This is a genomic window from Methanofollis sp. W23 (genome assembly GCF_017875325.1).
GTDB lineage: Archaea > Halobacteriota > Methanomicrobia > Methanomicrobiales > Methanofollaceae > Methanofollis.
On the sequence record NZ_JAGGMN010000001.1, the window covers coordinates 1,881,175 to 1,902,294 of the forward strand.

At 61.9% G+C, this 21,120-nt stretch carries 19 protein-coding genes, 1 tRNA gene and 1 CRISPR repeat array; of the genes, 8 read left to right on the forward strand and 12 right to left on the reverse strand.

Going from position 1 to position 21,120, the window contains the following annotated elements; all coding sequences use genetic code 11:
• The first annotated feature begins 23 nt into the window (after positions 1 to 23).
• Positions 24 to 830 carry a hypothetical protein gene (locus tag J2129_RS07995; protein ID WP_209630368.1) on the forward strand — a complete coding sequence of 269 codons (807 nt, stop codon included), beginning with the start codon at positions 24 to 26 and terminating at the stop codon, positions 828 to 830.
• Between the two features lie 8 nt (positions 831 to 838).
• On the opposite strand, the gene J2129_RS08000 is transcribed toward J2129_RS07995, so the two are convergent.
• Together J2129_RS08000 and J2129_RS08005 are read right to left on the reverse strand one after the other, a co-directional pair.
• Positions 839 to 3,139, reverse strand: a complete 2,301-nt coding sequence (locus J2129_RS08000) for a nuclease-related domain-containing DEAD/DEAH box helicase (protein WP_209630369.1) — start codon at positions 3,137 to 3,139, stop codon at positions 839 to 841.
• Between the two features lie 285 nt (positions 3,140 to 3,424).
• Positions 3,425 to 4,873: a SulP family inorganic anion transporter gene (locus J2129_RS08005; protein WP_348632339.1), complete on the reverse strand. Its 1,449-nt coding sequence runs from the start codon at positions 4,871 to 4,873 to the stop codon at positions 3,425 to 3,427.
• Between the two features lie 204 nt (positions 4,874 to 5,077).
• Between J2129_RS08005 and J2129_RS08010 the strand changes: the two genes are divergently transcribed.
• On the forward strand, positions 5,078 to 5,491 hold the full coding sequence (locus J2129_RS08010; protein ID WP_245320684.1) for a universal stress protein: 414 nt from the start codon (positions 5,078 to 5,080) through the stop codon (positions 5,489 to 5,491).
• Positions 5,492 to 6,182: 691 nt separating this feature from the next.
• Here the strand turns inward: J2129_RS08010 and J2129_RS08015 are convergent.
• Entirely contained in the window at positions 6,183 to 6,431 is a 249-nt protein-coding gene (locus J2129_RS08015) for a hypothetical protein (RefSeq protein ID WP_209630371.1), read from the reverse strand.
• 106 nt (positions 6,432 to 6,537) lie between these two features.
• Between J2129_RS08015 and J2129_RS08020 the strand changes: the two genes are divergently transcribed.
• The gene (locus J2129_RS08020) at positions 6,538 to 7,041 is read left to right on the forward strand and encodes a hypothetical protein (protein ID WP_209630372.1); all 504 of its coding nucleotides are present in this window, start codon (positions 6,538 to 6,540) and stop codon (positions 7,039 to 7,041) included.
• Positions 7,042 to 7,583: 542 nt separating this feature from the next.
• Here J2129_RS08020 and J2129_RS08025 read toward each other — a convergent pair.
• The 3 genes from J2129_RS08025 to J2129_RS08035 form a co-directional block, all read right to left on the reverse strand.
• Positions 7,584 to 7,769 carry a hypothetical protein gene (locus J2129_RS08025; RefSeq protein ID WP_209630373.1) on the reverse strand — a complete coding sequence of 62 codons (186 nt, stop codon included), beginning with the start codon at positions 7,767 to 7,769 and terminating at the stop codon, positions 7,584 to 7,586.
• Positions 7,770 to 7,939: 170 nt separating this feature from the next.
• A complete protein-coding gene (locus J2129_RS08030) occupies positions 7,940 to 8,077 on the reverse strand; it encodes a hypothetical protein (RefSeq protein ID WP_209630374.1) in 138 nt (45 codons plus the stop codon).
• A 634-nt stretch (positions 8,078 to 8,711) separates the two neighbouring features.
• Entirely contained in the window at positions 8,712 to 9,266 is a 555-nt protein-coding gene (locus J2129_RS08035; protein ID WP_209630375.1) for a YIP1 family protein, read from the reverse strand.
• Between the two features lie 301 nt (positions 9,267 to 9,567).
• Here J2129_RS08035 and J2129_RS08040 point away from each other — a divergent pair, with 301 nt between their 5' ends.
• Positions 9,568 to 10,191 carry a hypothetical protein gene (locus J2129_RS08040; RefSeq protein WP_209630376.1) on the forward strand — a complete coding sequence of 208 codons (624 nt, stop codon included), beginning with the start codon at positions 9,568 to 9,570 and terminating at the stop codon, positions 10,189 to 10,191.
• Positions 10,192 to 10,697: 506 nt separating this feature from the next.
• Here J2129_RS08040 and J2129_RS08045 read toward each other — a convergent pair.
• The 4 genes from J2129_RS08045 to J2129_RS08060 all read right to left on the reverse strand — a co-directional run bounded on the left by J2129_RS08045 (position 10,698) and on the right by J2129_RS08060 (position 15,223).
• Positions 10,698 to 11,228 (reverse strand): YIP1 family protein, encoded by a 531-nt coding sequence (locus J2129_RS08045; RefSeq protein ID WP_209630377.1) that lies wholly within the window; start codon positions 11,226 to 11,228, stop codon positions 10,698 to 10,700.
• Positions 11,229 to 11,507: 279 nt separating this feature from the next.
• Positions 11,508 to 13,157, reverse strand: a complete 1,650-nt coding sequence (locus J2129_RS08050) for a radical SAM protein (protein ID WP_209630378.1) — start codon at positions 13,155 to 13,157, stop codon at positions 11,508 to 11,510.
• A complete protein-coding gene (locus J2129_RS08055; RefSeq protein WP_209630379.1) occupies positions 13,147 to 13,767 on the reverse strand; it encodes a 6-hydroxymethylpterin diphosphokinase MptE-like protein in 621 nt (206 codons plus the stop codon). Before J2129_RS08055 ends, J2129_RS08050 begins: the two co-directional genes overlap by 11 nt.
• Positions 13,757 to 15,223 (reverse strand): DHH family phosphoesterase, encoded by a 1,467-nt coding sequence (locus J2129_RS08060; RefSeq protein WP_245320686.1) that lies wholly within the window; start codon positions 15,221 to 15,223, stop codon positions 13,757 to 13,759. The genes J2129_RS08055 and J2129_RS08060 overlap by 11 nt, the downstream gene beginning before the upstream one ends.
• A gap of 88 nt (positions 15,224 to 15,311) precedes the next feature.
• Between J2129_RS08060 and J2129_RS08065 the strand changes: the two genes are divergently transcribed.
• The 3 genes from J2129_RS08065 to J2129_RS08075 all read left to right on the forward strand — a co-directional run bounded on the left by J2129_RS08065 (position 15,312) and on the right by J2129_RS08075 (position 18,638).
• Positions 15,312 to 15,385 (forward strand) — tRNA-Lys (locus tag J2129_RS08065).
• Positions 15,386 to 15,686: 301 nt separating this feature from the next.
• Entirely contained in the window at positions 15,687 to 16,784 is a 1,098-nt protein-coding gene (locus tag J2129_RS08070; RefSeq protein ID WP_209630381.1) for an acyltransferase, read from the forward strand.
• Between the two features lie 138 nt (positions 16,785 to 16,922).
• A CRISPR array of direct repeats spans positions 16,923 to 17,623; the repeat unit is 29 nt; unit sequence CGGTTCATCCCCACGCGTGTGGGGAACAC.
• A gap of 367 nt (positions 17,624 to 17,990) precedes the next feature.
• Positions 17,991 to 18,638, forward strand: coding sequence for a hypothetical protein (locus J2129_RS08075; protein ID WP_209630382.1), 648 nt, complete (start codon positions 17,991 to 17,993; stop codon positions 18,636 to 18,638).
• Between the two features lie 16 nt (positions 18,639 to 18,654).
• Here the strand turns inward: J2129_RS08075 and J2129_RS08080 are convergent, their stop codons facing one another.
• Positions 18,655 to 18,801, reverse strand: a complete 147-nt coding sequence (locus tag J2129_RS08080; protein WP_245320688.1) for a hypothetical protein — start codon at positions 18,799 to 18,801, stop codon at positions 18,655 to 18,657.
• Between the two features lie 221 nt (positions 18,802 to 19,022).
• On the opposite strand from J2129_RS08080, the gene J2129_RS08085 reads away from it, so the two are divergent.
• Complete coding sequence (locus J2129_RS08085; protein WP_209630383.1) at positions 19,023 to 20,138, forward strand: acyltransferase; 1,116 nt, start codon at positions 19,023 to 19,025, stop codon at positions 20,136 to 20,138.
• 71 nt (positions 20,139 to 20,209) lie between these two features.
• Here the strand turns inward: J2129_RS08085 and J2129_RS08090 are convergent, their stop codons facing one another.
• Positions 20,210 to 21,097, reverse strand: a complete 888-nt coding sequence (locus J2129_RS08090) for an ABC transporter ATP-binding protein (protein ID WP_209630384.1) — start codon at positions 21,095 to 21,097, stop codon at positions 20,210 to 20,212.
• Positions 21,098 to 21,120 lie beyond the last annotated feature (23 nt).

A 21,120-nucleotide genomic window follows, 5' to 3' on the forward strand; every position in this document is an offset into this window, starting at 1 on the left:
GGCCTGGAAGAATGGAAGAGTATATGCCATCCGATATTTCACGTATTTTCGATCCAGTGCCGTATGATTTCAACAGCCGCCGTGACTATCAGATCCTGGTCAGGGAGGTTCTCGGGATCTACAGCACCCCGCCGGGTATCGACGACCTCGTCGACCTCCTGATCGCCGCCCCTGACCGAGAACGCCAACGGGCGGCGGCGATATGTCTCCAGGCGACCGGGGAGGAGTGTGTCGAGCCCCTGTACGAGCGGGCCGAGGGGGGCGACCTTCGCGAGCAGGCCCTCTGCCTGAGGGTCCTGACCGGGGTCCCTGACCCTGACCTCGGGGAGAAGGTCGAGTTTCTCCGCACCGTGCTCACCTGTGCCGACGACGACCCGGCCATGAAGGCGGCGGGCGCACGTCTCTCAAGCCTCGGGGTCAGGGCGGTCATCCCGCTCCTGCACCTCCAGCGTCTCGACGCCGCCGCCTCCCCCGACCTGAGGATGAAGGTCAACCGTCTCCTGGTCCAGATAGGAGAGGTCGTGACCGCCCCGGCAATCCAACTCTTCAGGTACGACGACCAGGTCTACTTCGAGTCGGTCCTCCCTGTGCTCAGGTCCCTTGCCCCGGGCTCGGTGGAGGTCCTTGAGGAGGCAAAGGAGACTGGCGGGGCGGCGATACGCCGCGATGCCTCGCGGGCGCTGGACGCCGTCCAGGGGAAGGGGGCGAGGGCACGGGTGCCGAGCGGCGAGACCATGGTCTCGGTCGTGGAACTGGACGCGATCCCCTCGCCTGAGTACGGGACTTTCTGCCCGGAACATTACGACGACCTCTACGACCTCGTCAGGTGAGGGGAGACTCAGGTCAACTCCTGCTGGTACGAGACCGACCCGTCCTCGTCTTCGGTCCCGGTCTGCTCGGCCCGGTCGCGGTAGGTGAAGGTGACCGCTTCGCCGGCCGCGATCACCGCCTCGACCTCGCGGTACAGGGGATAGTCCCCGGTCCCGGTCAGGGTCACCCAGGCTCGCGTCCGCGTCATCCCGACCGAGAGGCGGTTTCTCTGGGCGACGCTCGCATCGTTTCTGGCGACATAGTCGAGACTCACGCAGTAGACATGGTCGGCCTCGTTGCCTTTCGCCCGGTTGACCCCGGTGACCGTGACCGCGTACTCGGCCCTGAACCGGTCGGGGTCGGCCTCGTGCCCGGCAAAGGAGAAGGTGTTGATCGCCGGGGCCGAGGAGATGTAGACGTTCACCCCGGCGTCGTGGATCGCCTCGGCGATCTTTCTGATATGCGCCGCCTCGTCGAGCATCGAGACGACCAGGATGCTCTCCGAGGGGTCGAGGTGCTCGTCCTGGATCTCGGCCCTGATCGCCTCGGCCACGTACGCAAGTTCTTCCTGTCTGCTCGCAAAGGTCCTGAGTTCGAGGAGCGGGCCGTCCCAGATCCTCGGCATCGGGTTGCCCGAATGTTCCCGCGGTCTGCTCAGGGTCACCTGGCGCTGCGACCGGAACGCCCCTTCGACCTGGTAGCCCAGGGCCTCCCACTCGGTCCGCCGCCGCGGCCCGGCGATCATCCCGCCTTTATACAGGAGTCCCATCCCGAGGGCGTGGGCGGCGGTGATCACCGGGCCCGGCGTCCGCCAGCACGAGCGCATGACCACGCTCTTCTTGATCCCCGAGGGATAGGTGCCAAAGACGCAGCGCCTGAGGGCGGGGTCGTTCCCGAAGAGGGCGGGGGCGGTCGGGATCCGCATCGTCGTGGTGTTCTGGTACTCGTCGTAGGCCCAGATGAGACGCCTGAGAGCCGGGCGGGCCTCGTCGACCGGTCTGAGGGCGGCATAGGCGAGGGCGTAGAAAGGCTGGCGTCCCTGGTGGAGGAGGCCCGGGTCGTCGACGACGAGGTCCTGGCCTTCGTCGATGAGCACGGCGTCGAAGAGGGGGACGACCTCGGTCCTGTCCATGAGGTCGGCGCAGCAGTAGGCGAGGGCTTCCTGCGGGAGGGAGTAGGCGACCCGTTTCTGCCTGAGCGAGCGGACGTTTTCAGGGATGATCCCGTGGGCCATCGCCACCACACTGTAAAACCCCTCTCTTCGTGTGCCCCCCCAGGCATGGAGGACCCTGAGTTTGGTGCGGTCCCAGACCCCGCCGAAGCCCGCGACCGAACGGCGTACCCGTTCTTCGATCATCGCATACAGTGCCCTGGTCTGGAAGACGAGGGCGATCTCCCAGTCAGGGTGCTGCACGTGCATGGAGGCCGCCTTCTGGCAGAGCAAGCGGGTCTTGCCTGAACCTGCGATCCCGCGGATCCGCTGCGGGCCTGGCGGGACCTCGGTCCCTTCGTCCTCGAGGTTGGCGTCCATCATCGCAAGCTGCCCCTTGAGGAGGATGAGGGCGTGGCGGCGCGAGGCCGGGTGGTACTCGTTCAGCCCTTGAGGGGCGGGGACAGGAGGGACTGCCGGGGGCGTATCGGCAGGGAGAAGAGGCGCCGGGACGACGACCTCGCCGGTCGCAAACTCGTACTCGTCGAGGTGGAGGGCGTCGACGAGGGCGGCCATGAGGTCATGGACCGCGGGGTCGAGGTAGCGGGGGAGACGGGCGAGCGGGCCGTCGACCTCGCGGAGGCGGGGGACCAGGGTCTCGGGGGTCACGATATCGAACCAGGGGTAGGCGCCAGGGTCCACCTGCCCGGGCGGATAGGTGCTGCCGCCCCCGAAATAGCCCCATGCGGCGACGATCTCGGCGCGGCTCTTGCGGGCAAGGACCTCGGTGCCGTCGAAGTCCCTGATGTACTCGGGGACCAGGGGGGCGAGGGCGGCGATGAGGGCGTAGCGCTCTTTTTCCAGCTGGGCCATGAGGTTCCCGGCCAGGAGGGGGACGAGGGTGCCGTCTGCGGTCTTCACCTGCCAGGTCCCGTTCTCCTGGCCGTAGATCTCGCCGGTGTAGGCCTTCAGTTCGAGGACGACGACCCCGCGCCTGGTGAGGACGGCGCAGTCGATCTCGCCGTGCGGGACCCTGACGCCGGTGAGAAGCGCGACCGCGCCCACGCCCACGCCTCCGGCCGCGCCTCCGGCGGCTTCGAGCAGGGCCACGATCTCGGCGAGCTGCCGGTGCTCGTGCGGGTGCTCGCATTCACGTCCACGAAAACATCTGACCTCCATCTCCCATTCATCTCTACAATTCTCAGATGTATGAGGAGAGGGCCGGGGACCACGAGAACCTTTCGAAATGGTTCGGGGGGAGAGCCGCGAGGACGGGTGCCGGCGCACGAGGAGAGAGATGGCCCTGAGATCTTTCTGGAGTGCACCTACCCCCGGTTCACGCGTACGCGATTTTAACATGACCATGGGTCTCCAGAGGGGGTGGACCTCTGTTCCCCCTTCCGCACACGACACCAGAGGGAAACACCGTCGCCTGGCCGCCCTCGTCTCTCCTCTCGTCGTGCCTCAGGAAAACCCGCGGTCCAACGTCTCCTGGCTCTCAGGGTTGAGCCCGACGACGTACACCGATTTGCCCTGCTGCTGGTAGCGGTGGACGACGCGGGCGATCGCCTCGACCCCTGACTGGTCCCAGATATGCGAGTGCGAGAAGTCGATCCGCACCTGCTCGGGGTCGCCGGCATAGTCGAAGAGGTCCAGGAATGCCGCCATCGTCCCGAAGAAGAGCTGGCCCTTCACGGTGTAGACCTTCACCCCGTCCTCCCTCGTGGCCGCCGTCGCCGAGATGACCGAGATCTTCCAGCCGAAGATGAGGGCGGCAAGGATCACGCCGGCGATGACGCCCTTCGCAAGGTCGTGGGTGGCGACCACGATGGCGACCGTGAGGAGCATCACCGCCGCGTCCCCCCGCGGGATCTTGGGGAGATCGCGGATCGACTGCCACTCGAAGGTGCCGACCGCGACCATGACCATCACCCCGACCAGGGCGGCCATCGGGATCTGGGCGACGAGGTCGCCGAAGACGATGATGAGCACCATCAGGAAGACCCCGGCGACCAGGGTGGAGAGCCGGCCCGACCCCCCGGACTTGATATTGATCACCGACTGCCCGATCATGGCGCACCCGGCCATCCCGCCGAAGACCCCGGCGACACAGTTGGCAAGCCCCTGGCCCTGCACCTCCCGGTCCTTGTCGCTCCCGGTATCGGTCATCTCGTCGAGGATCGAGGCGGTGAGGAGGGACTCGATGATCCCGACGATGACGAGCGTCGCCGAGTACGGGAGGATGATGAGCAGGGTCTCGAGGGTGAGCGGGACGGCAGGGAGATGGAAGGCCGGGAGGGCCTGGGTGATCGTCCCCATGCCGCCGACCCTGAGGACGTCGAGGTCAAGGGCGATGGCCGCCGCCGTCGCCGCGACGATCGCGACGAGCGCCGGCGGGACGGCCGTGGTGAGGCGGGGGAGGAGGACGATGGTGGCGATGGTCGCCGCCGCGATGACGTAGACGGCCGGGGATCCGCCGAGGAGAAACGGGACCTGGGCCAGGAAGATGAGGATCGCCAGGGAGTTGACAAACCCGAGCACCACCGAGTACGGGATGAACCTGATGAACCGCCCGACCTTGAGGCGCCCGAGGACGACCTGGATCGCGCCGGTGAGGAGGGTCGCCGCGAGGAGATATTCGAGCCCGTAGTCGCGGACCAGCACGACCATGACCAGGGCCATCGACCCGGTGGCCGCCGAGATCATGCCAGGGCGTCCGCCGGCGAAGGCGATGACCACGGCGATGCAGAAGGAGGCGTAGAGCCCGACCATCGGGTCGACGCCGGCGATGATCGAGAAGGCGATCGCCTCGGGGATGAGGGCCAGGGCCACGGTCATCCCGGCCAGGGTGTCGCCGCGGAGGTTGGAGACCCAGGCCTGTTTAAGCGCGGGCAGATTCAGGGTGATTGGCAGGTTCACGGTCAGTCCTCGGGTGCCGGCGGCGGCGCGGGGCAGGGAAGGGTGCGGTGCGGCCGGGTCGCAGATGGCAGTATATATACGCCTCCGTGGGGTTTAACGTATCCGGGTCTGGTCGAGCTCGGTATGGTTTTATGCCCGCGGGTTGCTCTCTATCCCACAGAGAGACGCTCCCGGCGTTCAGAGGTTGTTATGTTTCATATGGTTCTTCTTGCAGTGGACGGCTCGGAGAATGCCATCAGGGCGGCCGAGACCGCCGCAGGTCTGGTCGCCGCCCTGCCCGGTTCCGTGCTCGCGGTCGTGTACGTGGCCGCCCCGCCTGCCCAGTCCAGGATCGTGAAGGCGAACTACGATGTCCACGCCCTCCTCGAGGAGGACGCCCGGACGGTCGCGGGCCCGGTCCTCCACCTCATCGAGGGGATGGGTGTCCCCTACTCCCTGGAGGTCGAGATGGGCGACCCGTCCGCCGAGATCCTCGCGACCGCCGAGAAGGTCGGGGCCGACCTGGTCGTCATCGGGAGCCGGGGGCTTGGGGCCCTCCAGGGGGTCGTCATGGGGAGTGTGAGCCAGAAGACGGCGCAGCTTGCCGCCTGCCCGGTGATGATCGTGAAGTGAGATGTGCCGCCCGCACCAGGGGGGTTCGAAAAGAGAGAGAGGGGGGTCAATCGGCGTTTCAGGATCGAGCATATCCAAAAACGCTCCCGGGGTGGCCATCTCCTCGAACCGAAGCGCTTCCTTCGAGGAACGTTGAACCCTCTCCTCCACCGGGGGGGCGGGCAGGCATGAAGGCATGGGTGCACAACGAAAAGAGGAGGATATTTTCTCCACCTCCATCGCGATCTCTTGAAAGGGGGGGCCTGAAGAGTTCTGGGATGCCCTCGACCATCAGTGGCAGTCTTCCTTCCGCCCTCGTCACTCGCGAGAGGGACGAGTTCTCACTTGTTCGAGAAAAGGTCTGATTTTTGGGGGGGTAGAATTGCTCATGAACCCCCGGGGTCCACGCATATGGGATGAAACGTTCTCGTCACGTGCTCTCTCCCTTTTCAAGAGAGGAGAATCAGGGGGGATCGTGTTCCATTCGCCGCCCCCACCTATCTCCGGTCCGTGGGAGTCAGGGGGGTGCGAGATGGCAGGGGAATCTCGACGATGGACGCGGCCGATCCATCAGAAGAATTTTTTTATCCTCTGCGTATTGGCTCCTACGTGATATGAAGAGTTCAAACCCTCATCCTAACGTGAAAAGAGGATCTTCTGGATCATTGTCATGGTAAACCCTCTCCAATTCCACCGGCGATATGCACGGGCCTCATCCCCACCCCATCGCCCGCAGCATCACCGCCACGATCCCCCCCACCACCCCGCCGGCCCAGGCGGCGGCCCCCCGCTCGCGCCGTTCCTCGCCGGCCCGCTCGCTCCGCCAGTTTTCGAGGGCCCGCAGGCGCTCCTCGGTCGCGGCGTCGTGCCTCTCCATCTGCGCAAGGCTCCGGCAGATCCATTGCACGTCCTGGTGCGTCTTGATGATCGTCTCGCGCAGGTCGTTTTCGTCGGCGGCCATCATGCATCCCTGGGAGAGAGATGGCGTTCAAGTCAGATTAATATTACTTGGAGTAATATGATCGTGTGCCGGTGACATCCCGGGAGTCCTGGCAGGAGTGAGAAAAATGGCAGACTTTGTCCTGTCCACGACCAACAAGACGTCGGTGCGGACACTTACCGCACCGGTCGTCGATGCCGAGACTTTCAACGGCATCATCGAGAATGTCCTGACGAACAACCCGTGGGGGTGCACCCCGTGGGAGGGCGCCGGCGAGTCGCACGACGGCGTCGAGAAGGCCTCCGAGGCATACACCGCACGGATCGTCTACGAGGACGAGTTCGGCGGGGTCATCGGCAATGCCTCGGCACGGGCCCCGACGCTTGCAGGGTTCGACGCCGCGAAGACCGAACTCCTCGGCAACACCGCCCTGGAGTCGGCGGTCGGCGGGCACGCGGTCGCCGATCCCGACCGCGAGTCGTATGCCTGTCGCCTGCGGTGCCACGACGCCAACGGCGAGGTCTACTTCGTCGCCTTCTCCCGCACCTCGGTGCGGATCTCAAGTTATGAGGACGACGCGATCAGCGACGCGATCGAGACCTGGGCCGACGGGGTCGCCGCCCTGGCGTGAGTGGGAGGGGACCACCCCCTCCGCTCTCCGGGCGGGCGGTCCTGACAGAGGGGCACTGTCCTCCCCTGGACGTAGACGCTGACCGACCTGTGGCGCCTGATCGATGGGAAACGATCGTGGTGATCATGGCGTGACCGGACCACACCACGAGCATATCCCAAAACACTCAAGGGTTGAAGATCTCCTCGAACTGAAGTGCTTCCTTCCAGAAATTCTACACGCTCTCCTCGACCGGGGGGCTGGCCGCCCCCCGGGCCTCCCGCGAACACGATAGGTCGTGGACGGCAACGCACCTGTCATGGTCATCTATTCTGCCTTCCCGACTCAATCGTGGCCCCCGGGGATCCGGGCGGCACTCGCCCCCGGCCGAAGAGGGGGGAAGCCGGGTAACACACATCCCCCACACAAAAGGCGAGGGTTTCTACAGATCTTACAGGGCCGACAATTCAGAGATATACTGCTCCCGATCAAAGACAAAATGAAGGCGAGAATAGTCCCAGGGGTTCTCGCAATTTTCCGGCTCCGCTGCCGGGTTTCCAATATCACTTTGTCCTGATATCGCACCCGTTTATGATAATATCAACGACTTCTTTGCCCAGGCATTCGATATTAGATTCTCCTTCGACCTTCAGGACGGAAAGGACGGTCGTGTCCATACAGGTTCTGCTCCCTGAGATCGTATTATCCTGCTGATACTTGACAGCCTTCGGAAGCTCATCCTTGATCACGCGGAGAATGAGGAGCCCTTGAGCGGCGTGCCTCCTTTTTGTCCGCGATCCGCGGTCCGGAATCGGCGAGGTACCGGAGGGGGGCGGGCGCCGTGTTCGCCATCGCCGAGACTGTCCGCTCACGCTCCGGCCCTTAAAAGAAAAGAAAAATAGTTGAAAATTTCAGAGGCTCACTTGATCTTTTTGTTGAGTTTCTTGAGCTTCTTCTTGGCGGCCTTGCTGCCCCCGGCCGCCTCCTTTGAGAGAGCTTCTGCCTTGGCCTTCTTCACTTTATTCTGCTTTTCCAGTTGTTTCTTGCTCATTGCCATACAGTTTCCTCTTCAGGCCTCTGTCTGGTTTAATTCATTTTTTTTCTTCTTATAAACCCATATCGTTGCATTGGTCTGGAAAAGGTTTGAATAAATGGCTCTGTAGAAATCTTCACTTCCTCTCGGTGCAAGGGGAACTCAGTCGCCTTCCCACACCTTCACGCCAGGGGCGCGGCGTCCCCTGACCTCCAGGACCACGATGGGGCCGGGACGGCACAAAAAATGACCATGAAGAGGAGATTGCCGTCCTCGACCTATCCTCGTGCGGGGGTTCGGGGGGCGGGGCGGCCCCCCGGCGAAGAGAACCCTCAGTTTTTTTGGTTTGAGTCTGATTCAACCGCCTTCCCCTATGCTCGTGCCGGGGCGCGGCACGCCCCTCGGCGAAGAGACCTCCCCAGGCTGGTGCCCCTGAGATTGCAGTCCTGATCTCATACTATTGAAGCGGCGGCCCATCGCTCCCGCACAATCGCACCCACCAACGCCGCACCCATCAGGTGCGTTCATCCCGGCCACGGGCAACATCCCGACTCACCAGGACCCCCCTCATTTCCATTTCAAAGAAGAGTCAAAGACCCACTCGCCACCCGGACAAAAAACCAGAGGAGATGATCCTCCCCGCGCTTCCATCTTCACCTCAGGCCATCGCACCGGCGGCGACCGCCACCGCGGCGATCATCACCACGAAAACGATGAAGAGCCCGAAGAGGACGACCACCGGCAGAAAGACCGCGACCGCCGCCCGCCCGGTCGTGGTCTCGTGGCACTCCCTGATCCCGACGACCGCGAGGACCACCGTCCAGAGCGTTGCAAGGGGACCAAGAACCGGGATCCACCCGAAGAGCATGCTGGGGGTGGAGGCGTACGCCAGGGCCCTGACCGTCGCTTCGATGCCGTTCCCGCCGACGAGGAGAGCGACAAGGATGTGGACGAGGAGGGCGATGACGCCGAGGCCGACGATCTCGCCGACACATGTCCCGACGATTGCCTCAATACCGGCGCCGACGCTGGAGACCGCCTCCGACCCGGGCAGGTTCTCCATGCCGGCGATATCGGCGTACGACAACCCGAACCCTACCATCGTCATGAGTCCGATGAGGACGGCGTTCACCGCGAGGATGGCGACGAAATATATGAGCACCTCGCCGAGGTCGTCACCTTGTGTATTCCTGAAACTCTCTACCGGATTCATGATGAACCCTCTCGCGTTTTCGACGATGTCAGGTGACATGATAGAAATGCAAATCGTTTGGATTTATGTTTTCCGTGCATTTTGTATCTCTTTTCCTGAATAAAATCCGCAGGACGAAGAGGTTGCCGGAGATGTGAGGGAGACAGATCCAGGAGAACAAGGATCCACACCCTTTCTGAGAACCTGCACGTCCCCCCCGCCTTCCCCCACCGAGCATAGTATCAATCCCATCAACACATCTATGCAGTGAATCTGACCGGTCGAACGGCTACAGAGCCCGGGACAGGGAGACATGACAGAGATGGACTACATATTTTTTGCACGGGTATGCACTTCCCCTGAGAGGCCGGTAATCGAGAGAACCTATGTGATGCCAGACGACCTCCACACCTCAGAGATGCCGGCAGAGCGGGTCCTCGAACGACTGGTCCCGCCCGAGCACCAGGAGGACGCGGATGAAGGCGCATGGCTTGAAGACGGATTTTACTACACCCACGAGGGCCTGGCCTACGCCATCAAGGAGGTCCTCTTCGACCAGTACGTCACGACCGTCGTCACCGCCGAGGGGAGCGCCCTCGCCGATTTCTGGGCGGCGCCGTACGGGTGCCGGTTCGGGATCTACCCGAGCGGCGCCTGGCTTGTCGGGGAGATCGTGGGGCGCGAGTCGAAGCCCGGGGACCAGCCTATCGTCTGGGTCCCCTGCCCAGGGATCGAGAACGTCGACGTCGATGCATGGGCCTTTATGGGCGGCGCCGAATGGGACCGGGAGAGACAGGGGTTCGTCTTCCCGGATGGGCGGTGCTTTGACGACGACGGCGACCTGGTCAGGACGATCTGCACCAGGGGCGAGGTCCCCGACGAGGTCGAGTGGCTCAGGGAGGTGCTCGTCCATGAATACTATTTTGTGAAAAAGATCGGGCGGTGAGGATATGAGGGGATCTCACGCCCCTTCCTTGCGCACCAGGACCGCCACCCGCGCCCGGCGGACCACAAAGGAGGCGTCGACGAGGGCAGGGTCGGCCTTGAAGTACTCGGCGGCCCCCGGCCCCAGAGACGGCAAGAAGGCGGATCGTCAGCCTGAACGCCTCGACAAACACCGCTCGCCGACCCCGGCAAGGGGAGGTTCGTTCATGTGGATCATCTCCCTGGGAGAGGGGGGGGGCGGCGGGGATGAGAAAGGTGTCGACCGGGTTCAGCAGGGATAGCCCAGGACCCCTGGGATGAAGAGAGGCCCGGGAAGGCAGCATAGACGACCATGACGAGGGGTTTGCTGTCCTCGATTCTATCGTGTGTGTGGCAGGGGGCGCGGGGGAGCGTGCCGACCCCCGCAGATTCGAGAAAGCCGCCGGATTTTCAGCCGGCAGACATTCCCCTGACCCCTCCACATCTCCACGAGGGGACCCTGCCGCCAGAAAAGAAAGGGGCCTGGTCTCAGGCCACCGGGGCGAACGAAAAGTAGGCGACGACCGCCGCCAGGAGAACAAATCCCAGGATAAAGATGATGATCACCGGCAGGAGGACGGCGGCCGCAGCCCGTCCGGTCGTGGTCTCGTGGAGTTCCCTGACCCCGAGGATATAGAGGACCACCGACCAGAGCCCTGCAAGGAGATTGACGATCGGGATCCAGCCAAGGAGCATGCCGGGGGTGGCGCCATATGCCATGGCCTTGATGCTCTGCCCGACGCCGTTCCCGCCGATGAGGAGGAGGACAAAGAGGTGGAGGATCAGCCCGGCGATGAAGATGCCGATGATGCCGGCGACGATCACCGCGATGATCGCCACGATCACGGTAGCGACGCCGATTCCGGCCCCCATCCCGGGTACGTCGGCGAAAGCCCCAACCCCGACCATCATCAGCAGTCCGCTGAGGACGGCGTTGATGAGGAGGAGGACGACGAAATACGTGATCACCTCACCAAGGTCGTCGTCTTTTGTGGCTTGGAAGGTATCTACCGGGTTCATGAGGAACCCTTTTATCCGTTCAACAATGCTTAGAGCCATGATGAGGATACTGAATCGATAGATTTAATCATTTCTATATGTTATCGAAAATTAATCAGATCCAATTGATGTGATCTCCAGGGGGGCGCGGGCATGGCAGGCAGAGCCTCAGACCTGGGGGGTTCTTCCATAATCCCGAAAGAAAAAGTGGCCTCCCACAGGGGCAGAACCCCTGCGCCGCCTGGAGGCCACTGAGGGTATAGGTCATCATCATAGATAGAGATCACGTCGCGACGCCCCTCACTCGAAGACGAGGTAGGCCTCGACCCCGGTCTCCCCGGCGACCTTCCTGAAACTTGCAAGGTCTTTGAAGGGCCGTTTGGCGATCACCGTCGCCACCCGCTTCTTCCCGAGCCCGGGTATCCAGCGGAGGGCGGTGTGCGGGAGGGTGTTGACCGGAATCGGCGTCGGAAGAGCGGTGATGGAACGGTGGCCCCAGCCGACGACGACGGCGTCGAGGGCGGTGCCGGCGGCGACCTCGAGCGGGAGGCCGACCAGGATCGGGTACGACCCCATCTGCCGCCCGAAACTTGTCTTGCCCGGCTTCTCGACCCCGACGTCCCTGAGCAGGGTGCCGGCCGGGAAGACCCGCCTGAGCATGGGGAGGTCGAAGTGCGTGTGCACCCACTCCTTGAACCCCCGGAACTCGCGGGCATGCTGGCCCAGAGTGTGCTCCTCGTAGGCCCTGGTCCCGGCAAAGGGCATCAGTTGCCTGATGTTCACCCGGCGGACCATGAGTCCGGCGTCGAGCACCCGCTGGAGGAAGGCGCGGTTCAACTCGTAGGTCGCCGGGGTCTCGCCGGCAAGCCCGCAGACGAAGTTGAGCCCTGGCAGGAGGTCGGGCACCCCGTTCCTGCGTGCGCCGCCGACCTCGTTGACGATCTCGATGGCCCGCAGGACGGCGTCGGGCAGGGCCTTGAGGTTGTTTGCCGCGATCACCGCCGGGTCGGCGGTCTCCATCCCGAAGGCGGCGACGTCGCCTGGGGTGTGGCCGGCGACGACCGCCTGGAGGGCGGCGCGGCTCGCCTCCTCGTGGTGGGCGATGGTGCCAGGATTGACATTGTCGATGTGAAGCGTCAGAAGGTCTGGCGCCGCCGCCCGCACCTTCGTGAAGAGCGCCTCGATGAGGTCGGGGCGCGGCCGCGGGAACTCGGCCTCGCCGCTCGTCCCATAGGCGAGGAGGTCGGGCTGTCGGCCGAGCCTGAAGTGGCGGGCCCCGGCCTCGTGGAGGGCCGCCACCTCGGCGGCAAGCCCTGAGACCGAGCGGTAGCGCGGGAGGCCGTAGAAGGGTTCGGTGCAGAACGAGCACCCGCCGCATGCCGCACGGGCACACCCCTGGGCGGTCTCGAGTTCGACCATCACCCGCGGGAACATCGGGTGGGCGGCCACCACCCCGGCGCCGAGCACGCTCCAGCGGTCGATCTCGGCATAGGTCGACGTCCCCTCAGGTTCGCCGCCAGAGAGGAGGGCGTCGAGGGCGGACGCCGGCGAGCCCCTGAGCAGATGGTCGAACCCTGCGACCGCCGCCTCGACCGCCTTCGCCCCGCCCTGCGGGGCATACCCAAACCCGATCGGCCCGCCGATCACCGTCGTCGGGCCGCGCAGGAGCGTCCCGATCTGGGAGAGTTCGGTGAGGGTCGCGGGCGTACCGGCAAGATATTTGCCAGGCACCGTGACCCCGGCGATGACGAGCAGGAGGGCGGCCTTGCCGGCGGCAAGGAGGATCGTCGGGTCCTCGCGCACGGCGTCGATGGTGGTGTAGCGGACCGCATACCCGTGGTCCCTGAGCACCCCGGCGCAGTAGCGAATATACGGAGAAATATAGGGCGGGACGCCGAAACAGGCCGGCTCGTCCACATACCCGTCCAGAATAAATGCCTCAGAGGTCATGACCAAGGAGGGCGAGGAGACGGCGCGCCCAGGCCAGTTTGCCGCGCTTGACCGGGTCGACGTCAGGGTCGTCGAGGTCGAACCCGACCAGGCGCACCTCGGCCGCCCCCAGGGCATGGGCCGCAAAGGCGGCGCGGTCGCCGTCAGAGAACCCGCCGAAGTTGTGGACATGCCCGAAGGGTGCGGCCTGCGTCGTCCCGACCAGGGGCCCGCCAAACCGCGGCGTCCAGTGGCGGACGAGCGGGATGTTGTCGCCGTGGGCATGGACGACGACGATGGTCCCGGCCTCGTTCATCTCGAGGAGCACGTCGGTCGCCCCGTCGAGGTCGGTGAAGACGGCGTCGGGCCTGACCCCGCGGCCAAAGAGCACCTCGGCGGCGGCGTCGGCGGCGAGCACCTTCCCTTCGATCTCCCCGATCTCGTCGGGGAGACAGGGGGCGTTCCCGCAGACCGTGACCGTCTCTCCTTCGATGAGCGCACGAAGCGCCGGGAGGTCGTCGCGTGGGAGAAGGCCGGCGAGCACCCTGGCCGCCTCCTCGTCGTCTTCCCGGTCAAAGGCGAAGTAGTCCAGGATCTCCTCGTAGAGTGGCTCCCACTCCTCAAACTTCATGCTTCGCCTCGTCTTCCAGCCCCACGATCCGCCTGAACTTCGTGAGGATGGGGTCGATGACCAGTTCGAGGAGGTCTTCCTTCTCCTTGACCAGCGAGAAATAGTTGAGCGGGATGGCCGCCGCCGCCATGTTGGCATGCCCACCGCCGTCCCCGATCCCGGCAAAGGCCTCCTCGAGCACCTTGCCGATATGGATCCTGATGTCGCGGTTGCGCGCCGAGATGATGATATGGGTGTCGGTGATCCCGTAGACGATCGCGGTGTTCACGCCCTCGAGGTTGATGAGGATGTCGGCGGCCTGCGGGACGGCGTCGCGGTTGCGCAGGTAGCCCACGTTCGTGAAGAGATACCCTGAAACGACTTCCCGCCCCTTGATCGCGTTCCCGAGCACGTCGAGAGTCTCCTGCGAGACCGCCGGCGACATGATCTTGTCCAGGATCTCCTTGTCGGTGAGCGGGAGGAGGAAGGCGGCGTAGTTGAGGTCCTGGGGCGTGATGTTGCGCCTGAAGTCCCTGGTGTCGGCCCGAATCCCGTACAGCAGGGCGGTCGCCACCTTCTTGCCCACCGGGATGTCGAGTTCCTGGAGGTACTGGGTCATGATGCTCGCCGTCGCCCCCATGCGCGGTCTGATGTCGACGAACTCCACGGCGCTGAGGTCGTGGGACCCGTTCTTGTGGTGGTCGATGATGATGTTGACCCGCGTCTCTGGTTCAAGGGCATTGTTCGCCCCTGGCGCCGAGGAGTCGACGAGCGCAAGGTGGTCGCATTCGGCCAGGTTCTCAGGGGTGATCGTCTCCATGGTGATGTCCAGGAGGTTGACGAAGGCGCGGTTCTCCTGGTGGCCCACGTTCCCGTCGTAGAGGATCCTGGTCTCCAGGGCGCCGCCGCTCGCCTCGTGGGCGATCGCCGCAAGCGCCATGGCGCTCGAGACCGAGTCAGGGTCAGGGTTGGTATGGGCGACGATCCCGAGGGTGCCCTGCCATGATCCGAGTAGAGTGTAGAGTTTCCGTGCAATCCTGGATGCTGAAAGTCTCCTGATGTGGTGAACGGCGCTTTTGGCCACGACTTCCTGAGGGTAGAGGACGACGTCGGCACCGGCGCTGGCAAGCATATCCTTGCTCACCGGGTCGGTGGCGCGGGCGATGAGGTGCGCCCCAGGGTATTTGGCCTCTGCGTTCTTGACCACTGCGAGGTTGGCGTCTTTGTCGTTGGTGAGTACAAAGACCACTTCAGGGTCGGGGAGGTCGTCGAGCGTCTCCGGCGCCGTAAGTTCGCGGACAATTGCTTCATATTTCTGGTCGCGGAGATCTTCGACACGTTTCTCGTCTCGATCGAGGATCAGTATCGAGTCGGTCTCTTTGAGGAGTTCCTCGACGATATTGTATCCCATGCTCCCGCAGCCGCAGATGAGGTATTTTATCTTCCCGGCCGACCCGGGCTGAGCTGCATCGGCCATTAGAAACAGGTGGGTCGTGACCGAATAATTAACCATCGCCGCAACTTATATATGCGAGTTCAACTAACATATGAGAGTCAAAGCATAGGGGCCTGTAGCTTAGTCAGGCATAGCGACGGACTCTTAATCCGTAGACCAAGGGTTCAAATCCCTTCAGGCCCGTTCCTTTTTGCTCCGATGGTTTTCTGCATTCTCATCCCCGAAGAGTGCGGGCGCTCGGCAGGACGCCATTATCTCAAAGAGAATATCTTCTTGTCTGGATAGACGGTTCCTGCCCGGCATCCCTGGGGGGCAGGCGGGGAGTCACGGGATCGATCATATCGAGAGCCTCCTGTCCCCTGATCCCCCTGCACCCGGATCAGAACCGTTCTTCCCCCCCCGCCCCATCCCCGGGCACCCAAAAACTATATCACCTCTTTTGGCAGTATAGCCTCACGGCCCTGACACCACGGGGGGGCGGCCGATGCGATACTTCGACGAGATCACGATATTACGAGCCCTGGCGGTCCTCGCCGTCATCGCCATCCATGTCTCGACCTACTTTATGGAGATGGACTCTCTCACCCTGCTGACGACGCTCGGGATGGCGGTCGGGATCTTCTCCCACTTTGCGGTCCCGCTCTTCATCTTCATCTCGGGTTTTGTCCTGTACCACACATATCCGGGTGCCCTCGACCTCAGACGCTTCTATCAAAAACGACTGGCATCCGTCCTCCCCCCGTACCTCATCTTCTCCACATTCTACCTCGCCTTCTCCACGGCCTGTGCCCTCATCCTCTCGCGGGCAATCAGCCTCGACCTCCCCCAGGTCCTCTACCACTACGCCACCGGGGGGTGCTTCTTCCATCTCTGGTTCTTCGTGCTGATCATCCAACTCTACCTCCTCTATCCCCTCATCGTCCGGGCCTACAACGCCTGTGCGGCGCGAGGGCGCACCCCCGCACTCCTCGCCGCAGTCTTCCTCCTCGGCGTCGTCTACACCCTCTCTCCTCTCCCCGAGATCCCTCACCTCGGCGTGGCCACGGTCTGTGTCGGCTACCTCTTCTACTTCGTCCTCGGCATGGCCGCCAGGAACAGATACGACGAATTCGTCAAGAGACCGGTCTCGCGCACCACCCTCTACGGCCTCAGCCTCGCCCTCCCCTACGGCACCCTCCTCGGCCTCCTCAACTGCGCCCCGACCTACTTCCCCTCCTTTGAGATCACCCAGATCTATCCGGTGACCGGCGCGTACTGGCATGTCCTCACGGCGACGCTCACGCCATTGTACTACGTGATCATCTTCCTCCTCTGCCTCGCGCTCGCCCTGCACTTCGTCTCCCACCGCTCGAAGGTCTCGGCCGTGCTGGAAAAGATCGGCCGCTATTCCTTCGGGATCTACCTGGTCCATGCCTTCATCTTGTGCACGATCGTCCCGGTCTTCACAAGGCTCGGGTTTGACTGGAATGACTGGCTCTTCTATCCGGTGACCTTTGTCCTGACGCTCGTGCTGAGTTATCTTGCGGTCGAGGTCATCAGGAGGGTTCCCTATAGCACCTATCTCATCGGGAGCACCAGGTAAGGGCGACGAGGGACAACGCGCGGGGGCGCGAGGGAGAGGAGAGAGGCCGCGCGGCATGGAGTTTTGCAGGGGTGCGGGAGGATTTTTCCCAGGCGTGCGGGGGTCACCTTCCAGAGTCTGGCCGAGCGTAGAGATTGATCGGTTCATCCCCACGCGGGTGGGGAACACGTCTCCTCCAGCCCCGCTTTTACACGGAGCGACGGTTCATCCCCACGCGTGTGGGGAACACGCAATCGATGCGGCGAGAGGAAGTAGTAAGGTCGGTTCATCCCCACGCGTGTGGGGAACACCCCGTCTGCGGAGTGCGCCACCCATTCGCGAGCGGTTCATCCCCACGCGTGTGGGGAACACGGTATCAAGACCGGGGCGCGGTTCTCGGTGTGCGGTTCATCCCCACGCGTGTGGGGAACACACCTGGACAGACTCGTCCGGGTCCCAGGTCTTCGGTTCATCCCCACGCGTGTGGGGAACACTGGATTGATGGTGATTTCTACTGTGAGGATTGCGGTTCATCCCCACGCGTGTGGGGAACACATCCGCCGTCATGATGTCGGGAAGACTCGGTTCGGTTCATCCCCACGCGTGTGGGGAACACCTATTAGATAACGCATAGGTGCCCGACGAGACCGGTTCATCCCCACGCGTGTGGGGAACACGTTCAGAATTACGAAATAGGCCCATATATAGGCGGTTCATCCCCACGCGTGTGGGGAACACCTCGGGGTCCTGATCACCCTCCTCCTCGCCATCGGTTCATCCCCACGCGTGTGGGGAACACTTTGGAGTCGTAATACCGGAACGCTCTGACTCCGGTTCATCCCCACGCGTGTGGGGAACACTCTTCACCTTATCATCCCCGGAAAGAACCTTCTTTCCTACCATGCCCCATGACACCGCGGACCTCCAGCACCACCACAATGCCAGAGACACAGAAGAGACCACGGTGTCATCAGGTCTCACTTTAGAAGAGAGAGAAGATGAACCTTCTGAATTCACTCCGCCGGCGAGGAGGACCGCACGCCATTGGACCAGGCAAGGACCACGAAAAAGTCTCGCTCGCCCATCGCGCGAGGAGAGGCTGGAGGCGATGAAATAACAGAACATTTCAAAGACCTATTTTCAAAAAAATGACCTAAAAAGAATCTAAGTTCGAAAAATATATCATAAAATTCACCAAAACGTACGCGATTCATCATGAGAACATATTTGAGCATAATAGGAGTGCTCCTGGTCTTCTGCCTGGTCTTCGCCACCGGGTGCACCACGACCCCGCAGCCCGCCGCCGACGACGGCCAGACAACTCCTGCCGAGACCACCGCGGTCCCGACGCAGACGACCGCCGCCGCGACCAATGCCACCGGACCGGCTACGAACATGACCGGCCCGGCCGCCGCCGCCACCCCCGAACCCACGCCGGCCCTGACCACCGCGCCCACGGCCGTCACCACCCCCGCCCCCCAGCCTGAAGTGATCATCGACGAGGGCACCGCCGTCTATGCCGGAAGTCACAAAGTCTATGACCTCTGCGAAGAGGAAGACGTGGAGTTCCAGTACCCCGGCGACCACTACACCATCGAGATCAGATCCGATGATATGATCAATATTCTCCTTCTGAAAAGCTCAGATAAAGTTTCACTCTGTAGTAAGCATGGCCCCTGGAACTATGATGCCGCAGACCCCATGTTCCAGTATGAAGAAATTACAAAGAAAAAAATAGAGTATACCATAGAAAAAGTAGGGAAATACTACCTCTACCTTGACGGCCGCATCATACCTGACGACATAAACATTATCGGCGACTCATCCCCTGTCGATATCAAGGTCACCAAGGAACCAAACCCCGAATACCTTTAATCTCTTTTTTACAGAATTATCTCCCCACCGCCACCAGCATCTCCTCCAGCGACGGGTACCTCGACTCGACCCGCTCCACCCGCCCGCCGGCCGCCGTGACCGCCGCCGTCACCGCGTGCATCCCCTCGATATCCCCGGCCTCGGCCAGGTACACCCCTCCCACTCGCCCCCACTCTCATGCCTTCCCAAAAGTTTGCACCGGGGGCTCTGCCCTCAGAACCTACAAGGTGGCGATTCTGGCAGGAAGGCTGAGAAAAAGATCCTGAAGATTGTGGTGCCTCACTATGAATCATCCAAAGGATTTCACATGGCCCATAGAATGAAACCCATTTAAAAAAATATAATATACAAAATATCGCAATTATAAATATTGTGGGAAATGAGATGCGATACTTTGATGAGATTAATATTTTGAGGGCTTTTGCAATCTTGGCTGTGATCGGCATCCATGTTTCAGCATATTTCACAAAGATGAGTACCATCAATTTACTGACAACAACATATATGGCGATCGACGCATTCTCTCACTTCGCTGTCCCCCTCTTCATAGCCATCTCAGGCTTTGTCCTGTACAACAAATATTCTGATTCAATAGACCTCAAAAGATTTTATAAAAAAAGGCTGAAGTCCACTCTCCCACCATATCTCATCTTCTCTACCTTTTACTTGAGTATGACATATATCGGTTCAATCGTGCTCGCAAAATCAGTCAACCTCGACATCCCGCATATCATCTACCGATACGCAACAGGGGGATGTTTTTACCATCTCTGGTTTTTTGTCCTGATCATCCAGCTCTATCTCCTCTACCCCATCATACTCTGGATGTACCATTCATTTGAATCGAGAGGAAGAGTTTTCGAACTCATCCTTGCGACCTTCCTCATCGGAGTGATCTACAGATTATGCCCTATCCCGGATGTAGACATTCTCGGAGTTGACACACCCATACTGAGGGTTGCCACCACGTTCATAGGATATCTCTTTTATTTTATACTTGGAATGGCCGTCCGAAGCAGATATGATGAATTGCTTTTGAAATCTGTGTCTAAAACATCCTTGTACTGCATTTCAATCCCTTTGCTCTGCTGCACAATCCTTGGTGTCTTCAGTTACGCCCGGGAATACTTTAACTTTGACATAGCCTCAGTCCTACCATTTGCAGGACAATTCTGGCATGGGCTTACCGTTGCGATAACTCCCTTGTATTATGTGGTTATCTTTGCCCTCAGTCTCAGCATCTCCCTGCACCTTCTCTCCAGTAAACCAATAGGATTCACATTGCTGGACAAAATCGGCCACTACTCCTTTGGGATCTACCTGGTCCATGCATTTATTCTGTATATGCTCACTCTGGTATTCCCGATGTTTGGGTTTGACTGGAACAACTGGTTCTACTACCCCGTGATATTTTGTTTGACTCTTATTCTGAGTTATATCTCTGTGGAGATCATCCAGAAGATCCCCTACAGCACATACATCATCGGAAGCACCAGATAGAGGGAAAAAATATTTTTTGAGCGGGGAGTCCCCTCAAACCCTCTGTCAGGATAGAACGATGAAGGGCGACTCTACCTCCCCACCGCCACCAGCATCTCCTCCAGCGACGGGTACCTCGACTCGACCCGCTCCACCCGCCCGCCGGCCGCCGTCACCGCCGCCGTGACCGCGTGCATCCCCTCGATATCCCCGGCCTCGGCCAGGTACACCCCCTCGGCCTTCGAGTAGGAAAGCTCGGGATCGAGGAGCCCGGGGTCGGGCACCGTGAAAAAGATCGCATAGGTGAGCGACCCGAACCGCTCCCGCAACTCCGCCATCGTCCCGAAGGCCTCGATCCGGCCCCGCCGCAGGATCATCACCCGGTCGCAGATCGCCTCGACCTGATAGAGGTTGTGGGCCGAGAGGACGATCGTCTTGCCCTCCTCCCCAAGGCCCTTGAGAAACTCGCCGATGAACCGCCCGGTCATCGGGTCAAGCCCTGAAGTCGGCTCGTCATAGACCAGGAAGGACGGGTCGTGGATGAGCGAACGTGCGATCGCGACCTTGCGGCGCATCCCCTTCGAGAGCTCCCCGATCTTCTTCTCGCCCGCGTCGAGCGAGAGCGAATCGAGAAGACGACTCCCCCGCGCCCGCACCGTCGCCCGGTCCAGCCCATAGATCTCGCCGAAGAACGTGAGATACTCATAGACCTTCATCGTCTCGTAGAGCCGCGACTCCTCGGGCAGATAACCCAGCGTCTGCTTGAGCGCCGACGGATCGGCAAGGACATCCGCCCCATTCACCAGAAGCCCCCCGCCCGTCGGGAGCGAAAGCCCTGAGAGGATCTTGAGGAGCGTCGTCTTCCCGGCCCCGTTGTGCCCGACCACCCCGAGCACCTCGCCGTCCTCCAGGTCAAAACTCACGCCGTCAAGGGCGCGGAAGGTCCCGTATTCCTTCACCAGGTCGTGTGCCGCGATCATTCTATGGGATCTTCTGGCCGGAA

Excerpts from the sequence above, each read along its gene's own strand:
- J2129_RS08010 (WP_245320684.1), top strand. The coding sequence starts at position 5,078 with ATGGTTCTTCTTGCAGTGGACGGCTCGGAGAATGCCATCAGGGCGGCC.
- J2129_RS08055 (WP_209630379.1), bottom strand. The coding sequence starts at position 13,767 with ATGAAGTTTGAGGAGTGGGAGCCACTCTACGAGGAGATCCTGGACTAC.
- J2129_RS08000 (WP_209630369.1), bottom strand. The coding sequence starts at position 3,139 with ATGGAGGTCAGATGTTTTCGTGGACGTGAATGCGAGCACCCGCACGAG.
- J2129_RS08040 (WP_209630376.1), top strand. The coding sequence starts at position 9,568 with ATGGACTACATATTTTTTGCACGGGTATGCACTTCCCCTGAGAGGCCG.
- J2129_RS07995 (WP_209630368.1), top strand. The coding sequence starts at position 24 with ATGCCATCCGATATTTCACGTATTTTCGATCCAGTGCCGTATGATTTC.
- J2129_RS08085 (WP_209630383.1), top strand. The coding sequence starts at position 19,023 with ATGCGATACTTTGATGAGATTAATATTTTGAGGGCTTTTGCAATCTTG.
- J2129_RS08050 (WP_209630378.1), bottom strand. The coding sequence starts at position 13,157 with ATGACCTCTGAGGCATTTATTCTGGACGGGTATGTGGACGAGCCGGCC.
- J2129_RS08045 (WP_209630377.1), bottom strand. The coding sequence starts at position 11,228 with ATGAACCCGGTAGATACCTTCCAAGCCACAAAAGACGACGACCTTGGT.
- J2129_RS08060 (WP_245320686.1), bottom strand. The coding sequence starts at position 15,223 with ATGGCCGATGCAGCTCAGCCCGGGTCGGCCGGGAAGATAAAATACCTC.
- J2129_RS08090 (WP_209630384.1), bottom strand. The coding sequence starts at position 21,097 with ATGATCGCGGCACACGACCTGGTGAAGGAATACGGGACCTTCCGCGCC.
- J2129_RS08015 (WP_209630371.1), bottom strand. The coding sequence starts at position 6,431 with ATGGCCGCCGACGAAAACGACCTGCGCGAGACGATCATCAAGACGCAC.
- J2129_RS08030 (WP_209630374.1), bottom strand. The coding sequence starts at position 8,077 with ATGGCAATGAGCAAGAAACAACTGGAAAAGCAGAATAAAGTGAAGAAG.
- J2129_RS08020 (WP_209630372.1), top strand. The coding sequence starts at position 6,538 with ATGGCAGACTTTGTCCTGTCCACGACCAACAAGACGTCGGTGCGGACA.
- J2129_RS08035 (WP_209630375.1), bottom strand. The coding sequence starts at position 9,266 with ATGAATCCGGTAGAGAGTTTCAGGAATACACAAGGTGACGACCTCGGC.
- J2129_RS08070 (WP_209630381.1), top strand. The coding sequence starts at position 15,687 with ATGCGATACTTCGACGAGATCACGATATTACGAGCCCTGGCGGTCCTC.